Source organism: Amycolatopsis sp. NBRC 101858, from assembly GCF_030269325.1.
GTDB classification, from domain to species: Bacteria; Actinomycetota; Actinomycetes; order Mycobacteriales; family Pseudonocardiaceae; genus Amycolatopsis; species Amycolatopsis ponsaeliensis.
In genome coordinates this window covers 304,474-323,916 of record NZ_BSTD01000003.1, presented here as the reverse complement: position 1 = coordinate 323,916, position 19,443 = coordinate 304,474, and the positions used below count along the sequence as shown (strand labels likewise).

Genomic DNA, 19,443 nt, shown 5'->3' with positions numbered 1-19,443 from the left:
ATCATGGCTTCGCGCGCACGATGCTCGACCGCGTCAGGTGCTGGCTGTCGCTGTCAATCAAGCCCTGAGGCCGCAACTCTCGCAGTGTCTTAATCACATGTTCGGGTCGGTATACCGTCTCGAACAACGCGAATTCCCTGAGCGTCTCAATCCGCAGTCCAGTCGCCGGCCCGGTCTTCAACCGATTGAGTAGTAGGCGGCCCAGGGGCGCCAAAGCGGGTTCGGTGAGCTCGAACAGCGTTTCAGCCTGTTCGTCCCGTGGGTCGCGGAAGCCGACGCCGTAGACGCGATCGACCTCCCAGGCGGAGTCTTTCATCTTTTCCAGGCCGCGACGATGGTTGGTGCCGAACACGAGGTACAGGGACTCGCCACGGGTGTCGATCAGCTCGAAGTCGAGGAGGAACTTGAAGCCGGCTCGCGACAGCGTCCGGCGGTAGCAGGTCAGGATGTGCTGCCGTTTGGCCGCGCCGCTGGTCAGGTTGCTCACCTCGCGCCATGTCGGGTCGCCACCGAAGACCTCGTCGGCGTCGGAGCCCATCTTCGAGACGAAGCGGATGAACGGCTGCGTACCCAGGGTGATGATCACTTCTGAAGACAGGTTCGCAGCCAGTCGTTCCAGGAGTCGGTAGGTGATCGGGACGTTGCCCCATGAGTCGAGTACGGCGAGGATGGGCTGTCCCCACGCCCTCATGACGTTCAGTTCGGACTCGAGCTTGTCGATGCAGGTTCCCTCGGTGACCTTGAACAGCAGCGTGTCGTGCGTGCGCGGCCGAACGGGAAACCTGACACGAAACTGCTCGTTGAGCATCTCGACGCATCGAGAGTCGTCGTCGACGAAGAGCATCTTGACCACGGGTTTCGGGTTGGTCACCTCGTCGACGAGAGCCTGCATGGCAATGATCGGGGATCCTGGGTGATCGTCTACGTAGACCCCGGGGCCGGCGAACCCTTCGGCGTACATGACCGACCTGTAAGGTTTTGAGCCATTCAGGAGGATGGGGAACCAGCGCTTGAGGTAGCGCCGGTAGATGTCGTGCTTCGCGCCGGTGTGGTCGGCGCGCTTCCAAGGCACGGGACCGTTTACGGGCATGCCGTCTCCCCAGCGGCGACGATTACCGAAGGTGATGTATCAACCTCGAAGAGTGCCTCGTTGACGCTACACGGCTTCAGAATCTTGTTCAAGGGAGTCGCTAGTGCTGGTCTGAATGCTGAACCCGACACCCCTTGTACTTGTCCAAGATGTTGGCGTACGGCTTGGGATCGAGAATTCCCTCCTTGTGAAGCCGGGCGAGCGCTCCCCGCAGGTGCTTAGACCAGGCTTGACCGTAGGTTTCAGGTCCGAACAACGCTAGTGCGTCCCGTGGGAGCTCGATTGCGCCCCGCTCTCGGAGCAGCGCTCGAGCGTGCTGCTCGATCGTGTCGATCCAGCCAGCGTGCCGAGCGTCCTCTTCGGTGATGAACGGGTCTTCGATTGAGAAGAGTCCGTTGTCATCTCCTGGCGGTGGTGGGCTGCAGTGCCGTCGCCATGCCTCACTCGCGTATGCAGCGGATTCACGGATCCACCAGACACCGTCGGGGTGATGTGTGAAGTGGGCGAGCCAGTAGAGCGGGTCGTTGTGCGCACGGTCTCTGACCGGAATCAGGCTGGCGAAGCAGTTGGTCTTCGCCTGAATTCGCTCGGCGTAGCCAAGGGCGATGGCCTGGATCGCGGGACCTGTCGATTCCGACGCGAGGTAGATCACGCGCCACCAGTCGCCGCCGAGAACGGCATCGAGGCGCTCGAGGGTGGTCACTTGCTGTGCAGATTTCTCCGTGCGGCGCAAGTAGCCACCGGCGCGGGAGAAGGCCATCGAAATGAAGTTGAGTAGGACTTCGGTCTTGCGTCCGTAGCCGCTGCGCGGACGGTTGAGCACGGTCACGACCTCGTCAAACGTGGGGCCGAGGCCGTAGGGATCGATGAACATGAACAGCGGCGAGTCGCCGGCGAAGGTCAAAGCTTCTTGCAGGTGATCGCTTGCTCGACCGTGGCGCGTGTGCCAGTGAGCGCCATCGGGCATGTTCCGGGTGAGAACCTCGTCGAGATGGGTGTAGTTGCTCTTGCGGGCCTCCACGAAAAAGCAGTCGATTCGCCGCAGTTGCTGCATCATGGCGACGTCCTGCGCCACCAGCAGGGGGCTTCCGGCTGTTCCGTCGTCGTAGGCGCCGCGCCCGGCGTGGGTGTCGACGTAGACCAAGCGCTTGTCAGCCTCGGTCGAGCCGGCCTTGCCGGCAAACTTGGGAAAGTACGTCTTCAGCAGCTTGTGCTTGAACACCGCCGCGGCCTTTTTGGACACAAAGAAGGGGTCGTCGGAGCCAGCCTGTGTTTCGCCGCCTTCTTCGCCACTGAGGCTGTAGTCCTCCAGCTCTCCGGGAGTCAGGTCCTCTTGCCTTGGCTCGCTGTCAATAGCCATATGCGGCCTCCCGTACGCCGATCAATACTTAGTTCGCTGCGCGGTACAGGCACGCTACGGCAGGTAGATAACGATCTAGTGAATCTGAAGTCGAACTGGTCGGGGTCGTCGAATCGGTGTCGAGCGTCGCGGCGAATCGGCAGCGATGAGGTACTGATGTGCGGATCGCGACAAGAGGCGCCGAGGTGGGGGCGGAGTATGAGCACCGACTTGACGGATCATCGTATCGGACGCGACGCGGCCGGTTTCAGCCTTGCTTCTCAGTCCCAGTCCCGTAGCGCAAGTCACTTGAATGGGTGAATTGCAGCTTGCTCTTTCCCCGGGCAAGGATTCGGCGGAGGGATGGAGCGAGGGCCGGTTTCGAGGCTGACGTGGAACTTGTCACCCGGAGCGAAGGAGCCGGCACATGTCCACGTCGAGCAGCCGATCCACCGAAAACAGTCCTCTGACGATGCTGCAGAAGCAGCTCCGCCAGGCGCGCACGATCGCGAAGTTCGACCAGGCCCTCCGCAGCTGGTCTGCTGAGGACGCAGCGCTCGCCGACATCCCTTCTCACAACGACCTGGTGGCCGTCTTGGCCACGCGTGACTACGGCCGGCACGACGAGGTGCTCCACGCACTTCTGCTGCGGGCTGCCGAGCGGGACAGCGCGGGTGTCGTCGCGGCCGAGATCGTGGTCAACGCGATGCTGCCCGCGGTGCCCGGCATCGTCGGCCGGGTCGTCCGAGCTGCTCGGGCGGCGGGCGGAGCCGTCGGTGTTCGGCGTGGCGTGAGCGGCGGTGGGGTCTCGGCGGATGAGGACAGCCGGGACATCCAGGCGTCGGTGCTTGGGCACCTCTGGGAGCAGACCCGCTGCTACCCACTCCGACGCCGCCACCACGTCGCGGCGAACCTCGTCCGGGAGACTCAGCGCGCGGCCCAGCGGGACTTCGGCGTTGACTGCGGCCAGGTCGCTGCCGAGGTCGTCAGCATCGACGACGAGGTACACCGACCGCTGGCCACGGTGCCGAATGAGGTAGACCCCTCGGAGGAGCTGCTGGGACTGCTGGCGTGGGCGGCTACGGAGGAACGGCTCAACGAGCACTTCGTCACGATCCTGACCGCCCGATACTTCGACGGGCCGACCGGCCGCGATGGCGTGGCCACGGATCGGCAGGTCGGGCAGCTGCTCGGACTGAGTCAGCCGACGATCACCCGGCATCGCCAGCGCGCTTTCGAGCAGCTCGCCGAGGCCGCGGCCGAATACCCCGGACGCGATCTGCCCTGGGCCGGCTGAATCACGGCGACCCGGGGTCCGCGTGCCTTGGACATCGGAACGACGTGGCGTCGGGAGGTGCGGTGGTGGGCAAGATCCGCGGACGCAGCGGAAATCTCCTGGTCAAGCTGCTCCCTGATGCGGACGTCGAGCCGGTGTTCCGGGGCGCGTCCCGGCGGGGTGGGCGGTTGCTGGCGTGGCTAGCTGTGCTGGCCGGGCCGCTGCTGACCGTCGCCGGTCTCGTTGTTCTCCAGCCTGCGGGCGCGCCGCCGATGCGGGACGGCGGCGCATCCGCGCCCTCCGCCTCGCCGGAGGGCTGGGCCGAGATGTACGTGCGCTCGTGGCTTTCAGCGACTCGAGACGACTCCGCTGGGCTGGAGACCTTCTACCCGGCGGGCGCGACGATCCAGCGTGCGCCGGGCACGCAGGTGCCGATCGACACAGCGGTGATCTCGACGGTCTCGGAAGCGGGCTCGTGGTCGGTCGTGGTGATCGCCGACGTCCTGCGGCTCCAGCCGGACGGCAAGCGCAAGGCGTCGCTCCTGTGCACCCAGGTCGCGGTCACCGGCGCGGCCGGTGCCTACGTCGCTACTGCCTTGCCCGCGCCGGTGGCGTGCCCGAGCACCGGCGGTGCCGTCGAGTTGGCGTACGACGAGGTGGCCGATCCGACCGGGCCCATCGCGCAGTCAGTCAGCGGCTTCCTCGTCGCCTACCTAGCGGGGCAAGGCCAGCTCGACCGATTCATCAGCCCTGGAGCAAGCCTTGCTCCGCCGACCCCGGCGCCGTTCGCCGGCATGCGGCTCAACGAGCTGCGCACGCACGAGAAGTTCGAGCCCGGCCAAGCCGCGCGCCCGCCCGACGGGACGGTTGTCCACACCCTTGTCCACGCCTGGGGAGTGGACGCCGCCGGGCAGACCACGCCGGTCGACTATCCGCTGGCGCTCGTCGCGCGGGCCGGGCGGTGGGAGATCAGCCGCATCGATCCCGCGCCTCTGCCGGCTGGCCACTGAATCAAGGAGAGCCTGATGATCGTGCTTGCTGCGGACGTGAAGTCCTGGATCGACACCAACCTCGCCTGGGGTGACCAGTCCGTCCGGCGGCTGATCTTGCTGGCGGCGATCGTCGGCGGGATCGGGCTGCTGATCGGCACGCGCGGGAACTTCACCCGCGCGATCAAGTACGGCGTGATCGCCGCGATCTTCCTCGGCATCCTGCTCAACCTCGACGGCGTCGCCGGCATGTTCGGCGCCTGGTTCACCCAGTGACCAAGCCGCGCGGCGATGTCCTGATCGGCCGGTCCTACACCCGGTCGCGTCGGTTCCCGCGGATGTTCGGGCGGATGCCCGGCCGCGACGGAGGCTACCTGCCCGGCGGGCCCTACACCCTGACTCAGGGCGTGCTGTTCCTGATGCTGCTGGTGGTGGTGTGGAAGCTGCCGCTGCTGGACTGGCTGGGACCGGCGCGGTGGCTCGTGCCGTTGTCGGCGGTGTTCGTCCGGCGTGCCCGGATCGAGTCGCGGACGCCGCTCGGCTGGCTGCTCGGCCTCGCGGCCCATCTCGTGGCGCCGACGACCGGCACGCGGAACGGCCGGGCGTACCGGCCGAGCCGGCCGCAGCGTCAGCGGGCGCACCTGTATCTGCACGTCGAGCAGGGGCAGGAGACGGCGGTGTCGTCGCTGCAGCTGGTGCTGGACCGAGCGCGGAAGGACGCGACGTGATCGAGAACCCGGTCACCGATATCGCCGGGAACCTGCTGTTCTGCGTCGACGGCTCGACGTGGGCGGTGTGGCGGGTCCTGCCCCAGCAGAGCGCCCGCTCGACCGGGCGGCAACTGCGGGAGCTCTACGACCGCACCGTGACGCTGATGAAGTCCCTGCGCGGCGAGGTCATGATCGCATCGCTGTGCGAGCAGGTGCAGCCGCACGCGATCGTGCGTCGGTGCCTGGACGGGATCGATCTCGACGCGAACCCGCACTGGGCCGAGACCGTCCACAACGCCTGGGATCAGCTCGACCAGCTCGACGTCCTGGGCCGCAGCTACTGGATCGCCCAGCCGCTGACCGGCCACGGGTGGCGCGACTTCGCCCAGGTTCTGTGGCGGGCGACCGCGGCTGCGCTCGGCGAAACGCTCGGCGTCCCGGCTCGGCCGGCGACCTTGGCCGCTATCGCTCAGGGCCGGGAGCGCGCGCGGGTGGCGGGACAGGAGCTGGGTGGGGCGCTGCCGCTGCGCCCGGCGACGGAGGCGGAGTTGCTGTGGTGGCTCTGTCGGGCGCCGGTCCGCGGGGTGAACGAACCGCAGCTGGAGCGAGCGGCCGCGGTGCACAACAGCGGCATCGCCGTGCGGCGGGGGAGCAGCCGGGCGCAGCTGGCGATGCTCCGCAGTGCCGTGTTCGACGAAGGTGGCCGTACCGACGAAGGCAGCCGGGGACCGTTGAGCACCTTGGGTCGGAGGTTCCTGAAGTGCGTCACGCCGGATGACGACGGCGTGCTGGCGAGCTATCAGGCGTTCCTGGTCTTGGCGGAGATGCCGCGGGCGTTCACCTTCCCCGGTCACGAGATCCTTGCTCGGCTGGCCGATATCGGTTTCGGCGTTGACTACACCTTGCGGATCACTGCCCGCGGCAACGAAGACGCCCGCGCGGCGAACCGGCGTCGCACCCGGGATTTGATGGGCCAGGACGAGGAGCACGCGGGTGATGCGGCGGGGGTGCCGGCGGATGTGGTGTCGGCGCAGGAGGAGATCCAGCACAAGAACGCCCGCCTGGGCGCCAGCACGACGGAGATCGACCTCGAGGTCGGCGTCGTCGCCGCGGTCTGGGCGTCGACCGGCCGGGAGTGCGATGCGCGGGCGAAGGCGCTGCGCTCGGCGTTCCTGGGCGGGGAGTACCGGTGGGAGCGGCCGCTGGGTGGGCAGAAGCTGCTGTACCAGGCGATGCTGCCCGGCAGTCGGACGCCGATGGTGGTGCGGGAGTGCAGCCAGAACCTTCTCGCCACCGACGCGGCGATGCTGCTGCCGGTGTCGGCGACCGACTTCGGCGACCCGACCGGCGCCTTGTTCGGCCTGACCCTCGATGGCGGGGCCATCGCGCCGTTCCTGCTCGATCCGACCTATGGCCCGACCCACGACTCCTCTGGCGGCATCGCGGTGATCGGCGAGCTTGGTGCCGGCAAGTCGGTGGTGTTGAAGAACGTTGCCGCGGTCGTACGGCTGATGCTGGACGGGCGGGTGATCGTGATCGACCGGACCCGCAGCCGCGAGTGGGCGCCCGTCGCGGCCGCGCTGCCCGGAGCGTCGCAGATCGTCGACATCATCGACCCCTCTCTCGACGGCGACCGCCCGGCCGCGGCCGAGCTGCGGCACTCCTGCGACCCGCTGCGCGTCTTCCGCACCACCAGCCGCTCCAGCACCGGGATCGCGGAGACGTTCTTCGCCGCATGGCTCGACCTGGAGTCGAACTCCGCCGAGCGCGACGCCCTCGGCCGTGCACTCGACGCCGTCAGCGGGCACGCAGATCCCTCCAGCAACCGACTTGTCGACATCCTCCGCCGACACGGCGGCAAGGACCCGGCCGCCCGCACGCTCGCCGAGCGGCTCGACCGGCTGCGACGCGACCCGATCACCCGCCCGATCTTCGACGACGACCTAGACCCGGTCGACCTGTACGGGGCAGACATGGTGGTGTTCTGCACCAACGAGATCCCGCTGCCGAGTGCGCTGGAGATGAGCAACGAGCGGATGGCCGCGCGGATCCCGCCGCGGAAGCTGTTCGGCCGCGCCTTCCACCTGCTGATCGCCGCGATCGCGAAAGAGATCTGCTTCACCGAAGACCGGTGGGGCGAGTTCATCTGCGACGAGGCCTACAACGTCACCGGCACCCCCGAGGGCCAGCAGATCGCCCTGGAGTTCGTCCGCGACGGCCGTAAACACGGCGCGGACGCGGCGTTCGGCTCCCACGCTCCTCGTGACCTCGGCGACGACGTCCTGCGCGGCCTGATCGCCGTGCGGTTCCTCGGCCGGCACCGCGACGACGGCCTCGCTCGCAGCGGGCTTGGGTGGCTCGGCGTCGACCCCGGCGACCCGCAGTACGTCGAGGTCGTCACCAAAGGCCTGTCGCCGCTGGCGCCCGGCGGGGGCGAAGCTGAGCGCCAGGCCCGGGCCGGTGAGTTCCTGGTGCGTGATCACTCCGGCCGGATCGGGAAGGTCAAGGTCACCACTCAGCCCTATCGCACGCTGCCGACGGCCGTGCTCACGACGCCGGTCGTCTCCCGCGGCGCGCATTGAACCCTCGGCCGGGCGGCGTGTCTGCATCGGACAGTCCGGCACGTGGGAGGCGTGATGATGCTCAAGTCGGCGATTCTCGTTTCCGTCATTGCGTTCGCGGCGTTGCTGGCGCCGATTCCTGCCGAGGCGCAAGTCGTTCCACTGCCGCCGAACTCGACGAACCCGTGTGAGCCGTATCCGACGTGCCTGTGGGTCCCGGGGCAGACTCCGTCACCACCGCCGGATCCGGACGCGCCGCCGTTGCCGCTGCAGGACGATCCGGGCCACTACGTCCACCTCGGCGGGATCTTCAGCATCGACGACGGCTACGGCCGCGACCTCCACAACTACGACCTGTTCGCGAACCTGCCGTGGCTGATGGACAACCCGATGCCCACGATCTGGCTCTGGCTCGGCAACATCGGCTTCGCGATCGGCAAGTACGCCGTCGGGTTCTCCGTCTGGTTCACCGAATGGGCCGCCTCCACCCAGGTCTTCGACTGGATCAAGGCACCGGCGCACGACATCGAGGACATCTGGCAGAGCGACATCATCGGCGGCTTGCGGCTCCGCGAGATCGCGATGCTCATCGCCACCTGCTACCTCGGCTTGCTCTTCGCCCGCGGCCTGACCACCCGCGCGTGGCGGGAGACCGCGTCGACCATCGCGATCAACGTCCTCGCCATCGCGATCATCACCCATCCCGTCGACTTCCTCATCGGCGACGACGGCGTCCTCTCGCTCAGCCGCGACGTCGGCGCCGACGTCTCCAGCGTGATCATGGGCCAGGAACCCGGCGGCACCGGGAACCCGGCCGCGCCAATCGGACAGGCATTCATCGACAACCTGCTCGTCACGCCTTGGGAGACCCTCAACTACGGCACCCCGATCAGCCGCGTGAAAGGTGTCGACGGCGCCTGCCAGTACGCGGTCAAGCAGGTCCTCGACGCCGGGCCGTGGTCCGGCAAGGACGACAGCACCAAAGCCCGCGAACTCGACGGCTGCCCGGGCGACTACGGCAAGTACAACGAGGTGGCCGACGGCGACCGCGCCCTCGGCGCGTGGATGTACGCGATCGCGATGATCCTGTTCGCGATCCTGACCATCTGCCTCAACGCCGTCCAGATTCTCGCTCCGTACCTGCTGTTGTTCGAGGGCCTGCTGCTCGCGCTGGCGCTCGTCGTCGCGCTGGTGCCGTCGATGCAGCACCAGCTCGCCTACCGGGTCAGCTCGATCGCCGCGACGATCGCGAAGCTCCTGGCCGGGATGTTCTTCCTGGCCGTGATGACCGTGCTGCTGCGCACCGTGATGCTGGCCGACCTCGGCCCGCAGCTGGTCCGGTTCGCCGTCATCGACCTGGTCGTCTTCTCCGGCTTCCTGTTCCGCAAACGCCTCGTCGCGAACCTTCAGCGCGTCCGGGCCCAGGTCAACAACCGGATGCAACGTCTGGCCCGCCCGCGCAGCGCGCCGAAGTCGCTGCCGGCACCGATCGTCCCGCCTGGACCGGACCGGCTCGCCCGCACGATCAAAGCCGGGTCCTCGGCGTTCACCGAGACCTTCGCCCCGGTCGGACGGCTCAAAGATCGTCTCGTCACCGCGGGCCGGGCCGGCGGGACGGTCGTGAAATACACCGCGGGTGCACCGGTCTCGTGGCCGGCGGCGGCACGCCGTGCGCAGACGGCCCTTACCGCGAAGGCCGGTGCTGCCAGGTCCTCGCTGGCTCGCCGTGCTGAGGCGGCGAAGACGTACACCGCGGCCTACACCGGGAATCTCAGTACGGCGACCGGCGCGCTGCCGGCGTGGCGAGCCGCCACCAGCGTGATCACGGCACTGAACAGCCGACCGGCTCAGACGAAAGAGGACGCGCCGATCTACCTTGCCGTCAAGCCACCGCCGTCGGTCAGCCGGACACCGGAGTTCACCGGCACCGACCTGGCGGCTGCTGCGACCAAACGCGGCGCGGCTCCGAAGCCGCCGATGCCTTCGTTGCCGCCGGGGATGCTCCCGCCGACCGCGCCGTGGGCTCAGCGATTGCGCGACCGGCTCGGCAGCTCCGGAGAACGGCCTTGAACCCGCTGCTGATCGTGCAGGGTGTCGAAGTCGCGCGGAAGGAGGTCCGTGAGCACCCCGGCAGATGGGGCTGCCTCGCGGCGCTGCTGTTCCTCGGACCGCCCGCGATTTGCGCTGTCGCCGTCGTCGTTCTGCTCACCGCGCTCTCCGGAACCGGTGGGACGAGCTCGGCGGCCGGGCCTTCGAACGCCGCGCTGGCCGACATCCCGGCTGACTACCTCGTCCTCTACCGGGAGGCCGTACAGACGTGTTCCGGGCTCGACTGGTCGATCCTGGCGGCGATCGGCAAGGTCGAAACCGATCATGGCCGCGCCCGGTTGCCCGGCGTGCAGAGCGGCAGCAACAGCGCCGGCGCGGGCGGGCCGATGCAGTTCCTGCAGGCCACGTTCGACAGCGTCGTCGCCCGCCATCCGATCCCGCCGGGTGGCGCGCGCCCGCCGTCGCGGTACAACCCGCACGACGCGATCTATGCCGCAGCGGCTTACCTCTGCGACTCCGGCGCTCGCGACGGGCGGGATCTTCACGCGGCGATCTTCGCTTACAACCACGCCGAGTGGTACGTGAAGAAGGTCCTCGCCCAAGCTCATACTTACGCGCAAGCCGTTCAATCGCAGAGCGACTGCGCCTCCGTGCGAGCGCCGAACCGGGCCGCGCAGGTTGCGATCAAGTTCGCTTGCGATCAACGCGGACTGCCGTACGTGTGGGGCGGCAACGGACCAGGCGGCGGCGACTCCGGCTTCGATTGCTCCGGCCTCACGAAAGCTGCCTACACTACGGCGGGAATCGACCTGCCACGGACGGCGCAGACGCAGTACGGGGCAGGACCGCGCGTGCCGGCTCAGAACGTCCAACCCGGCGATCTCGTGTTCTTCGGAACAGATCCAGTTCACGTCACCCACGTCGGGCTAGCTGTCTCCGCCACGCAGATGATCAACGCACCCGACTTCGGCAAGCCGGTGCGCATCGATCCGTTCGGCCGTAACCTGGTCGGCGTCACGCGTCCGGCAGGACGCTGAGCGCGTCGCTCAGGTACGTGGCCAGATCTGTACTTGCCAGACTTCCTGGAAGAAGTCGGGATCGCCTTCTTCGGCGATGTTGCGCGAGGTCAACCGTCGAGCGCGCAAGTGGTAATCACCAGGACCGGGCAGCGCGACGTTCTGGTCGCTGGGCGACGCCGTGATGCAAGCGATCATGACGCGTCCGTTGGCGGTGTGGAAGACGTGGTCGGCCGCGTCTGCCGTGGCGGTCTGCGTTTCTGGCGCGTCGGCCCAGACTTCCAGGGTGACTTCCGCGGACAGAGCGCGGTCGGATGTGTGGAAGAGGGCGCCACTCCGCCCGGCCGTAACCAGCCAAGCCGGGTCCCGCGGGATATCGAGGTCGGCGTAGGTGTCGTCACCGAAGACATCAAAGATGGTGAACTGGGAATGGTCGACCGGGATGGTGGCGGTGTGAACTTCGGCTGGGCCTTGGCCAGCCATGCTTTCCTCCCGATTCGCGCGGCGTGCAGGCAGTGTAGATCAAGTAGCTTACCAGCTTCGCTGTGCACTCTAGATTTGTAATCAACTAGTCGGTGTCGACTCCGGTCGCAGGTCGACCATATCAAGGCCGGTCGGACCAAGGCTGCCACTTCCGGTTATGACGACACCGAAGTAGCCTTTGGCCTTTAGTCCGCCGACTCCGCTACTGTCGTTCCCTCCGTTTGAGGAAACGAACGCACTGCTTCCCTTGGGCTTCTCGGGGAAGTAGGTCCACAGCTCGCCGCGCCCCGCTTCTGATTCGTTGGCTGCCTGGTTCCACCATTCGTATGCTGTCTGTGCCTGTGAAAAGGTGCTCAGCCAAAATGCCTTGGGGGAGTCGCTGCTGTAGTTGTCCATGTCCTGGAACCAGCAATGTGATTTCTGATCTATCTTCTTTGAATCTGAACCGTACTCGTCGCAGCTCACATCGATGTACACGATCTGGCCGTCATGTGTACGTATGAAGTCTTCGAATTTAGCTGCGCCGTCCTGAGTGGTCACGTCTACGACAATCCGTGGTCGACTACTCGTCCCTGTGGTCCACGGGTGCCAGACAAGGACGGCCACGGCGAGCGATAACACGCCGGCGATCGATCCGATCCACGTCGCCCGCAGGGTTTGGCGGTTCCGCTTCTCCTTGGGTGAGAGTCGTTGCTCAGCGTCGCGCCTGGCCACCTTGCACCTCCTGGTCCGCATGGTGTCGCGGATTCGCCTGCGCTGCCCGAAGGGCTGCCTGCGGCGCGATGTCACCACTTGAGTCGACAGTTCATCGGACATCGTTACGTCTGGGAATGAGGCGCACTTCCAGGCGCGTTGATCGACAGACTTGCTCTTGGCCTTGCCCTCGAGCTTCGAGCGCATCGGGTCTTGCGCAGCTCGCACCGGCTGGCCGGCTTGCCGCCGTCGAATACGAGCTGCCGTCGAGAGGCCAAGAGTCCGGCCGAGGTTCCCGTCGGTGACGGAGCGCCACTACGCAGCCGCGGTGCCTTGGCGGGGTTTGTCGATGCTCCGCTTTGTATGCAACCTCTTTGATCAAGTACGTGTCTTGTTTCGCGTGAGGAGCGTAAGCAGGAAGGGTGGGTTCCGATGAATGGGGCAAGAGCAGCCGGTGTGTTCGTCGGCGGTGATGTTGGCGGTGCGTTGGCTTGTCTTGACGGGCGCCGGGTTGCACGAGGTCGTGGACTGTTTTTCGACCTCACTCCGAATGCCGACATGTTCCCCGGCACGCGTGGCCGCCAGGTCACGCTCGAACACAGCGCGCCGAAGGCGCTCCGTCTGGGCGACCTCCTCGCGAGTGGCGCGTTCTGGTGGGTGACCACCGCCGCGGTCGCGATCCTGATCGCGGTGTTCGTCCTCCACCGACACATTCGTTCCCGCCACCTCCGCTCCCGTGTCCGGTTCGACCTGCTGCCGACGGCGACCTTCGATCCGTCGCCGCGGGCGGTGCTCGGCTTCGCGCATCAGCTGGGGCGCGTGCGGCCGGTGCACGGGTGGGTGCCGAAGTCGGCCGTCGGGGTGCGGATCCGGTTCAGCACGGACCCGGCGTTCGGAAAGGTGGTGATGAGCGTCGAGGGGCGCGAATCGGTGACCGGCGTCTTGAACAAGCTGGCGTACCCGGACGTCGAAATCCGGCGCGCTACGGGTGAAACGTCCTCCATCGGCGACGAGGGTGCTTCGTCCTCGCCGCCGACGGCCGGGTCGCGGTGATCTCTCCCCAGTGATCTCCCGTCACAGCAGTCACTTCCGGGCGGCGGCGACCTTCTTGCGCGGGGCGCGCTTGCGGGCCGCCTTCACCGGCTCGGCTTCCTCCGCCTGAGCAGCGTCGTACGCGGACACCACGTCGGAGGAGAGTCGACCTCGTTCGGAGACCTCGTAGCCGTTGTCTAGAGCCCAGGCGCGGATCGCCTTCGAGCGCTCGCGGTCGGCCGAGCTTGCGGTGGTGGACTGTCCGGTCGCGACGCGGACCTTCCGGCCGCCGGTGCGGCGGGCAGCGCCGATGTAGCGGGCGAGTTCGTCGCGCAGGGCGGCGGCGTTGTCGTCGGAGAGGTCGATCTCGTAGGTGACACCGTCGAGGGAGAACGGGACGGTGTGCGCGGCGTGGGTTCCGTCGATGTCGTCAAGCATCTCGACGAGGACCTTCTGGGCCATTCCTGCTCCTTGAGGCGGTATATACCAGTATGTAAGCGGACGAATGTTCCGCTTCGTTGCCGAGTCTATCTGCAGTGTCGACTTCAAGGCAATTTATCCGTCTCCAGCAGCTCGCATCAAAAGGGTCGTCGGTGCGCGTGACTGAGATGAATCTCGCTCGTGTCGGAGGAGAAGCCACCGTGAAGTCGAAAACCTCGACAGCCAGTACCGCAGATCTGCAAGTTGCACGCGCGGAGCTCGTGCTGGCACGGCCGGCGCACCTGCCGCTGGCGGCTTTGCCCGTCCGGCCCGACGATCCACTGCAATCCTTGGTCAGCGCGCTGGGTGACGTGCGTCCGGACCTGGGGGAGTCGGTAAATGTGTGCCTCGACCTGATCCCGCTCACTCCGGCACGGATCCGGCATCAAGCGAACCGGGTCGCTCGAGAAACCGGAACCGGTCCCGGAGCTGGGCTGTTCGGCGCAGCGGCGAATTTTGTGACGGACCTTATCGGCGAATTCCTTCCGATCGCACGGTCCGCCCCCGGACGCGGCACAGCGAAACCAGTACAGCGGGCGATGAATAAGTTCGCGACGGACGAGCCTGTTTTCGCGGTGCAGGTGCTGATCCGCTGCGAGTCGGAAATCCCTGGTCGAGCCCAGGCGCACCTGAGGAGCGTGATCGGCGCTTTCGACGTCTATCGCGGCGAGAACTACTGGCGGGCTCGCGGCCCCCGGATCTTCGGCTGGCACTTCGGCGCGGACACCGTCCTGATCCGACGGTTGTTCGATCACAGGTTCCACACCGGACTGGCCAGGCCGGCCACCGACTCGCTGGTGACCACCAGCGAGATCGCCGCCCTGCTGAAGCCGCCGTCCGGCCGGTGCCAGTCGCCGGCGATCGCGCGCAGCCGGGGCTGGGTGCTCCCCGCACCGCGCGAAGTTCCTACCTACCGGCCGGGCAGCGGGCTGGTGCGCCTCGGCTACGTCACCGACGTCAACGGCGACGAGCGACTGGTCGGCGTCCCCCTGCGCGAGCTGCTCTTCTCCGCCCGCTTCGGCAAGGCCGGCTTCGGGAAGACCGAGGAAGCCCTGGGGCAAGCCATCGAGATCGCCCGCCTCGGCGGCGGCGTCTGGTTCCTCGACCCGCACGCCGACGGCTGGAAGCGCGCCAAGCCGTACCTGTCGGACCCGGACCTGCGCGGCCGGCTCTGGGAGGTGAACCTCGACGTCCGCGGCCGCGACAAGCGGCTGCCCGGCTGGAACCCGCTGAGCATGCAGGGCTTCACCGAGTCCGACATTGAGGACCGCGTCGACGCGGTCGTGACGTCGTTCGCCACCGCGCTCGGCTGGGGTGACGCCGCACCGCGGGCGAAGTCGATCCTGACCAAGGCCTGCGAGGCGCTCTGCTACCTCGCGATGAGGCTGCCCGCCGACTGCGCCCCGACGATCTTCCAGATCCCGACCTTGCTCGACGACGAGACCTGGCGCGAATCGGTCCTGCCGGTGCTGAAGCCGAGCGTCCGGCGCTACTGGACGGACTCGTTCCCCAAACTCGCCCCGGACGCCACGACCGTGGTCACCAACATCATCAACCGCCTGCGCACCAGCCCGACCTTGTCGGCGTTCCTCGGCTCTTCAGTCACGACCTACGACGTCCGCCGCGCGATGGACACCGGCCGGATCGTGTTCGTCTGCACCACCGGCACCGGCGAGACGAACAAGCTGATCACGTCGTTCATGATTTACGACCTGTTCCGTGCCGGCCGGTCGCGGGCCGATACGCCGGTGGAGAAGCGGCGCAGGTGCGACGCCTTCGTTGACGAGCTCGCCGCGGTCGACGGTGCCTCTCGTGGCTACCTCGCCGCGATCCTCGAGCAGCTGCGCAAGTACCGGGTCGCGCTGCACGCCATGAACCAGATGCCCGACCGGCTCGCCGCGGAGACCCGCAGGGCGTTGCTGCAGAACCAGTCGCTGCTGATGACCTCCGCCGCGGCCATCGACGGTGCCCGGACCGTCGCCCGCGAGTTCGGCGGGCTCGTGCAGCCGGTCACGGTGACCGAGCTGGAGCAGTTCCACCACGTCGTCACCGTGACCCTCGGCGGCCAGCGCACGACGCCGTTCAAGATCCGCGGCCTGCACGTCGACGACGAGTACGCCGAGCACTTCCACCCGGAGTGGAACAAGGACGTCGACGTTTGCCTCGATCGCAACCTCGGCCGTCGGCCGATCGGCGAAGTTCTCGACGAGCTGGAAGACCTCGACGAGCGGATCCTCGACGCCCTGCAGACCGGTCGCCCGGCGCCGCAGTCGCAACGGGGACGGCCGCCGACCCGCGGCAGCGGCGCGGCCGTGGACCTGGCGGGCGAAACGTCCTTCGAATCGAGCGTCGAGTGACCGCGGCCCTCGACGCGTTCCAGGGGGAGGCCCTGGTCGCGCTGTACTGGCACCGGCTGATGTCCACCGAGCAGGTCGGCCGGCTCCTTGCCCCCGAGCTGGCCCCGGCCTTGCTGCGGCGGAAGCTGGCCGGCCTTCGGCGCGCGGGTTTCGCCGAGCGGATCGTCCGGGAGCACCTTCCCGGTGCGTGGTTCCTCACCTCGGCCGGCGCGGACGCAGTCGAGGCCGCGGGTGTGGTCGACGCGCGGGCCTATCGGGTCGCCGGCCCCCAAGTCGCCCGGCTGCTGCAGGGGCACGCGCTCGACGTCGTCGAGACCGGCCTGGCGTTCGTGGAGTCCGCTCGTCGGCGCGGCGACGAGTGCGGGCCGCTCGCCTGGACCCCCGAAGTCGCCCACTCCTTCCAGGACCGCGCGGGTAAACGGGGGTCGGTGATCGCGGACGCGGTCCTGCACTACGTCCTCGAGAACGCTGAGCATGGCCGCCGCTCGCAGCGCACGATCTTCATCGAGCTGGACCGGGCGACCATGCCGGTGGCGCGCCTAGCGCAGAAGCTGACGGCTTACCTCCGGTACCACGACTACGCGCCGGCCAACGGGCGTCTGGCCTGGCGAAGCCGATACCCGCGGTTCCCCCGAGCCCTGATCGTGCTGTCCGGTGCGGCCGAACACGTCCTCGACCGCCGGCTCGCTGACCTGCGGGCCCACGCCCACGCGACCACCGGAGTCGGTGCCGCCGCGGGACGGGTCGTGATGCTCGCGACGACCTTGCCCCGGCTGCGAGCTGCCGGTCCGCTTGCTCCGGTCGCGTCGCCGCTGCTCGGCGACGACCGGCGCGTTTCGGTGTTCGGCAGGCTCGCATGACCGCGGATGAGGTCGTGCAGAAGTTCGGGCTGTCCCCGCGGCTGCGGCAACGGCGGTTCGCACTGCTGCCGCTGCGCGGCGAAGGCTCGCCGTTCACCGAGCTGCAGGGGCGCCTACCGGGCGACAGCACGACGCCGGCGGATCTTGCGGACCTGATCTCGTCGATCTCGAACGTCGGAGTGCTGCAGCCGGTCTTGGTGGAGGAGATCGACGCGGGGGATGGGAAGCATCCGGCGATGAAGCTTGCTGCGGGGGAGCGGCGGTTGCGGGCGTGCCGGTGGGGCGCGGTGCACCGGCCGGACAACCCGCACTTCGCCGCCTTGCCGGCCGTCGTGTGCCCGGGACCGTTGTCCGACGAGGAGCGCCGGGTCTGGCAGCTGGTCGAGAACCTCGCGCGGGAGAACCTGCGCCCGGGCGAACTCGCGGCGGCCCTGGTGCTCGATCGCTGTGCCGTCCTGCTGGGCAAGCTCCTCGCCGGCGGCCACGCCGTCCCGACGGACGTCTACGCCATCGACGACCCGATCGCGCGGTTCGCGGCGATGGAGCGCATCCGGGGGACTGACAAGCGGTGCGCGGCGCCGTGGGCGGAGGTCCTCAGCCGGCTCGGCCTGCAGCTGAGTCCGCGCAAGGCCCGCGAGCTCGTGCGCGCGTTCGCCGAGATGCCCCGCGAGATCGCCGAGGAGATGGACGAGGCCAAAGTCTCGCTGCACACCCGGATCCGGTTCGTCGAGCTGAGCCGCGGCCGCGCGCAGGCCGCTCAGGACATCTGGGCCGCGGTCAAGGACAGCGGCCGCACGCGGCTGCTCCCGTCGGCGCTCGCCGCGGCCACCGACGAGCCCGAGCTGAGCCCGGAGCAGGCCCTGGCCGAAGCCGAACGCGTCCAGGAGCAAGCCGACACCGCCCGCGCCGAGAAGCTCCGCGCGGACCCCGACCGCCCGGAGCAAGCCGCGACGGTCGACAGCCGGCTCGTCGACCGGACGCTGGCCGCCCTGCGCCAGCTGCTGCTCGCTCTCGTCCAGGGAGGGCAGCTGGGGCCGCACGACCGCGGGTCGCTGGCACTCCTGCTCGACCAGCTTGGAGACATCGTCCACAAGGGAGAAGCCGCATGACCGCGTTCCTCGGCATGCCGAACGCCCCGGCGGCGCACTGCGACTGCCGCCGCTGCCCCTGGTACTCCGGCGACGACGCCGAACCCGGCGTCGTGATCGCCCCGCTGTGTTCCGGCTGCAACGCTGACTGCTCGTACTGCGGCTGCGCGCGGAAGGCCTGCGAGTCCTGTCCGATCCGCTGCGGCTCGCGCACCGACATCGACGCCTGGATGCGCGACGTCGGCGGCACCCTCGAGTTCGACGACCTCACCGTCAGCACGCTGCTGCCGCCGCGGATCCCGGCGTTCATCCCGCAGGTCGACGGTTCGAGCGTCGCCGACCTGGACTCAGGCGTGCATTGGCCGGCCTACGCGGTCGGGCTGCGACGGGTCTTCTCGCCGCGCACCCACGCGCTCTACCCGCGCTGGACCGACGGCCGGACCGCCGCCGAGATCCTCGAAGTCCCGGACACGACGCTGACCGTCCTCACCGGGTACGGCGAAGATCCGCTCGTCGAGGCGTTCTGGAGTGCCCGGCGCCGCGACGACCTCGTCGAGCGGATCGCGGCCCTGCGATTCGGGCTCGTGCTGGCACCGAACTACTCGATCTACGGCAACTGGCCCCGCGCCGAGCACCTGATCAACATGCGCCGGTCGCTGATCATCGCCGCGGAGTTCGCCGCGGCCGGCGTCCCGACCGTGCCGAACCTGTACTGGTACCGGCTCGAAGACCTGCGCCGGATCGCGGACTGGATCGCCGACACCGAGCCGGCCGCGGTCGCGGTCAACGTCCAGACCGTCCGGGAGAACGCCAACTGGAACAGCTGGGTCCTGCCCGGCCTGCACTGGCTGGCCGAAAACGTCTCCCAGGACTTGGTCGTGATGCTGACCGGACTGTCGCGGCGGGACCGGATCGAGACCGCTCTCGAGCTGTTCGGCGAGCGTCTCGTCGTGATCAGCCAGAACCCCGCGCAGTACGCCCTGCACGGCGCCGTGATGACGGCTGAGGGCCGTCAGGACGTTCACGCGCGCATCCCGGACGCCTTCGCCCGCTCCGTTCGGTACATGGCGTCGCTGTTCCCGAGCGAATCCGTCTCCACCAAGGGAGGCAGCTGATGAGGCTGTGGGTCCTGCTCGGCTGGTCCACCGAGTACGGCGCTGCCGTCACCGCGGTTGCCGTCCTCGGCATCGAGACCACCGAGACCTTCGTGGAGTGGGTCCCGCGAGAGCACGGGGCCTCCCGGGTCTGGCGGGAGCGCCTCGCTGAGGTCGACCCGCAGGATCTCGCCGGCCGGATGGCGCTCTGGGCGGAGACCGCTATCGCGTCCGCCGCGGAGGTCGAGCCGATCGTGCCGGAAGCGACCCTCGAGATCGCGGTGCGGGCGCAGGTCGACGACCTCCTCGGATCGGCACGCTAGCCA

Annotated in this window: 18 protein-coding genes; 13 read left to right on the top strand and 5 right to left on the bottom strand. The window is 68.2% G+C overall.

Annotated features, from left to right (window positions below):
- Position 1: 1 nt before the first annotated feature.
- Together tcmP (QSK39_RS24870) and tcmP (QSK39_RS24865) are read right to left on the bottom strand one after the other, a co-directional pair.
- Entirely contained in the window at positions 2-1,090 is a 1,089-nt protein-coding gene (gene tcmP / locus QSK39_RS24870; RefSeq protein ID WP_285480237.1) for a three-Cys-motif partner protein TcmP, read from the bottom strand.
- Between the two features lie 100 nt (positions 1,091-1,190).
- The gene (tcmP, locus tag QSK39_RS24865; protein ID WP_285480236.1) at positions 1,191-2,450 is read right to left on the bottom strand and encodes a three-Cys-motif partner protein TcmP; all 1,260 of its coding nucleotides are present in this window, start codon (positions 2,448-2,450) and stop codon (positions 1,191-1,193) included.
- Positions 2,451-2,856: 406 nt separating this feature from the next.
- Here tcmP (QSK39_RS24865) and QSK39_RS24860 point away from each other — a divergent pair, with 406 nt between their 5' ends.
- The 7 genes from QSK39_RS24860 to QSK39_RS24830 all read left to right on the top strand — a co-directional run bounded on the left by QSK39_RS24860 (position 2,857) and on the right by QSK39_RS24830 (position 11,051).
- Positions 2,857-3,726: a hypothetical protein gene (locus QSK39_RS24860; protein WP_285480235.1), complete on the top strand. Its 870-nt coding sequence runs from the start codon at positions 2,857-2,859 to the stop codon at positions 3,724-3,726.
- Between the two features lie 65 nt (positions 3,727-3,791).
- Positions 3,792-4,715 (top strand): conjugal transfer protein, encoded by a 924-nt coding sequence (locus QSK39_RS24855; RefSeq protein ID WP_285480234.1) that lies wholly within the window; start codon positions 3,792-3,794, stop codon positions 4,713-4,715.
- 15 nt (positions 4,716-4,730) lie between these two features.
- Positions 4,731-4,970: a hypothetical protein gene (locus tag QSK39_RS24850; RefSeq protein ID WP_285480233.1), complete on the top strand. Its 240-nt coding sequence runs from the start codon at positions 4,731-4,733 to the stop codon at positions 4,968-4,970.
- Positions 4,967-5,422, top strand: coding sequence for a hypothetical protein (locus QSK39_RS24845; protein ID WP_285480232.1), 456 nt, complete (start codon positions 4,967-4,969; stop codon positions 5,420-5,422). The genes QSK39_RS24850 and QSK39_RS24845 overlap by 4 nt, the downstream gene beginning before the upstream one ends.
- Positions 5,419-7,986, top strand: a complete 2,568-nt coding sequence (locus QSK39_RS24840) for an ATP-binding protein (protein WP_285480231.1) — start codon at positions 5,419-5,421, stop codon at positions 7,984-7,986. Before QSK39_RS24845 ends, QSK39_RS24840 begins: the two co-directional genes overlap by 4 nt.
- Before the next feature lie 42 nt (positions 7,987-8,028).
- Positions 8,029-10,035, top strand: a complete 2,007-nt coding sequence (locus QSK39_RS24835; RefSeq protein WP_285480230.1) for a hypothetical protein — start codon at positions 8,029-8,031, stop codon at positions 10,033-10,035.
- Positions 10,032-11,051, top strand: a complete 1,020-nt coding sequence (locus QSK39_RS24830) for a C40 family peptidase (protein WP_285480229.1) — start codon at positions 10,032-10,034, stop codon at positions 11,049-11,051. The genes QSK39_RS24835 and QSK39_RS24830 overlap by 4 nt, the downstream gene beginning before the upstream one ends.
- Positions 11,052-11,060: 9 nt before the next feature.
- On the opposite strand, the gene QSK39_RS24825 is transcribed toward QSK39_RS24830, so the two are convergent.
- Positions 11,061-11,513 (bottom strand): hypothetical protein, encoded by a 453-nt coding sequence (locus QSK39_RS24825; protein WP_285480228.1) that lies wholly within the window; start codon positions 11,511-11,513, stop codon positions 11,061-11,063.
- Positions 11,514-11,594: 81 nt separating this feature from the next.
- Positions 11,595-12,053: a hypothetical protein gene (locus QSK39_RS24820; protein ID WP_285480227.1), complete on the bottom strand. Its 459-nt coding sequence runs from the start codon at positions 12,051-12,053 to the stop codon at positions 11,595-11,597.
- Between the two features lie 609 nt (positions 12,054-12,662).
- Between QSK39_RS24820 and QSK39_RS24815 the strand changes: the two genes are divergently transcribed.
- On the top strand, positions 12,663-13,259 hold the full coding sequence (locus tag QSK39_RS24815; protein WP_285480226.1) for a hypothetical protein: 597 nt from the start codon (positions 12,663-12,665) through the stop codon (positions 13,257-13,259).
- Between the two features lie 30 nt (positions 13,260-13,289).
- Here QSK39_RS24815 and QSK39_RS24810 read toward each other — a convergent pair whose 3' ends face one another.
- Positions 13,290-13,700, bottom strand: coding sequence for a histone-like nucleoid-structuring protein Lsr2 (locus tag QSK39_RS24810; protein ID WP_285480225.1), 411 nt, complete (start codon positions 13,698-13,700; stop codon positions 13,290-13,292).
- A 179-nt stretch (positions 13,701-13,879) separates the two neighbouring features.
- Between QSK39_RS24810 and QSK39_RS24805 the strand changes: the two genes are divergently transcribed.
- From QSK39_RS24805 to QSK39_RS24785, 5 genes are read left to right on the top strand one after another with little or no spacing between them, the layout of a single operon-like run.
- The gene (locus tag QSK39_RS24805; protein ID WP_285480224.1) at positions 13,880-16,075 is read left to right on the top strand and encodes a type IV secretory system conjugative DNA transfer family protein; all 2,196 of its coding nucleotides are present in this window, start codon (positions 13,880-13,882) and stop codon (positions 16,073-16,075) included.
- Positions 16,072-16,935, top strand: coding sequence for a replication-relaxation family protein (locus tag QSK39_RS24800; RefSeq protein ID WP_285480223.1), 864 nt, complete (start codon positions 16,072-16,074; stop codon positions 16,933-16,935). Before QSK39_RS24805 ends, QSK39_RS24800 begins: the two co-directional genes overlap by 4 nt.
- Positions 16,932-18,044: a ParB/RepB/Spo0J family partition protein gene (locus QSK39_RS24795; protein ID WP_285480222.1), complete on the top strand. Its 1,113-nt coding sequence runs from the start codon at positions 16,932-16,934 to the stop codon at positions 18,042-18,044. Before QSK39_RS24800 ends, QSK39_RS24795 begins: the two co-directional genes overlap by 4 nt.
- Positions 18,041-19,138: a DUF4417 domain-containing protein gene (locus tag QSK39_RS24790; protein WP_285480221.1), complete on the top strand. Its 1,098-nt coding sequence runs from the start codon at positions 18,041-18,043 to the stop codon at positions 19,136-19,138. Before QSK39_RS24795 ends, QSK39_RS24790 begins: the two co-directional genes overlap by 4 nt.
- The gene (locus tag QSK39_RS24785) at positions 19,138-19,440 is read left to right on the top strand and encodes a hypothetical protein (protein ID WP_285480220.1); all 303 of its coding nucleotides are present in this window, start codon (positions 19,138-19,140) and stop codon (positions 19,438-19,440) included. Before QSK39_RS24790 ends, QSK39_RS24785 begins: the two co-directional genes overlap by 1 nt.
- Positions 19,441-19,443: the final 3 nt, after the last annotated feature.

Excerpts from the sequence above, each read along its gene's own strand:
- tcmP (WP_285480237.1), bottom strand. The coding sequence starts at position 1,090 with ATGCCCGTAAACGGTCCCGTGCCTTGGAAGCGCGCCGACCACACCGGC.
- tcmP (WP_285480236.1), bottom strand. The coding sequence starts at position 2,450 with ATGGCTATTGACAGCGAGCCAAGGCAAGAGGACCTGACTCCCGGAGAG.
- QSK39_RS24860 (WP_285480235.1), top strand. The coding sequence starts at position 2,857 with ATGTCCACGTCGAGCAGCCGATCCACCGAAAACAGTCCTCTGACGATG.
- QSK39_RS24850 (WP_285480233.1), top strand. The coding sequence starts at position 4,731 with ATGATCGTGCTTGCTGCGGACGTGAAGTCCTGGATCGACACCAACCTC.
- QSK39_RS24825 (WP_285480228.1), bottom strand. The coding sequence starts at position 11,513 with ATGGCTGGCCAAGGCCCAGCCGAAGTTCACACCGCCACCATCCCGGTC.
- QSK39_RS24810 (WP_285480225.1), bottom strand. The coding sequence starts at position 13,700 with ATGGCCCAGAAGGTCCTCGTCGAGATGCTTGACGACATCGACGGAACC.
- QSK39_RS24795 (WP_285480222.1), top strand. The coding sequence starts at position 16,932 with ATGACCGCGGATGAGGTCGTGCAGAAGTTCGGGCTGTCCCCGCGGCTG.
- QSK39_RS24790 (WP_285480221.1), top strand. The coding sequence starts at position 18,041 with ATGACCGCGTTCCTCGGCATGCCGAACGCCCCGGCGGCGCACTGCGAC.
- QSK39_RS24785 (WP_285480220.1), top strand. The coding sequence starts at position 19,138 with ATGAGGCTGTGGGTCCTGCTCGGCTGGTCCACCGAGTACGGCGCTGCC.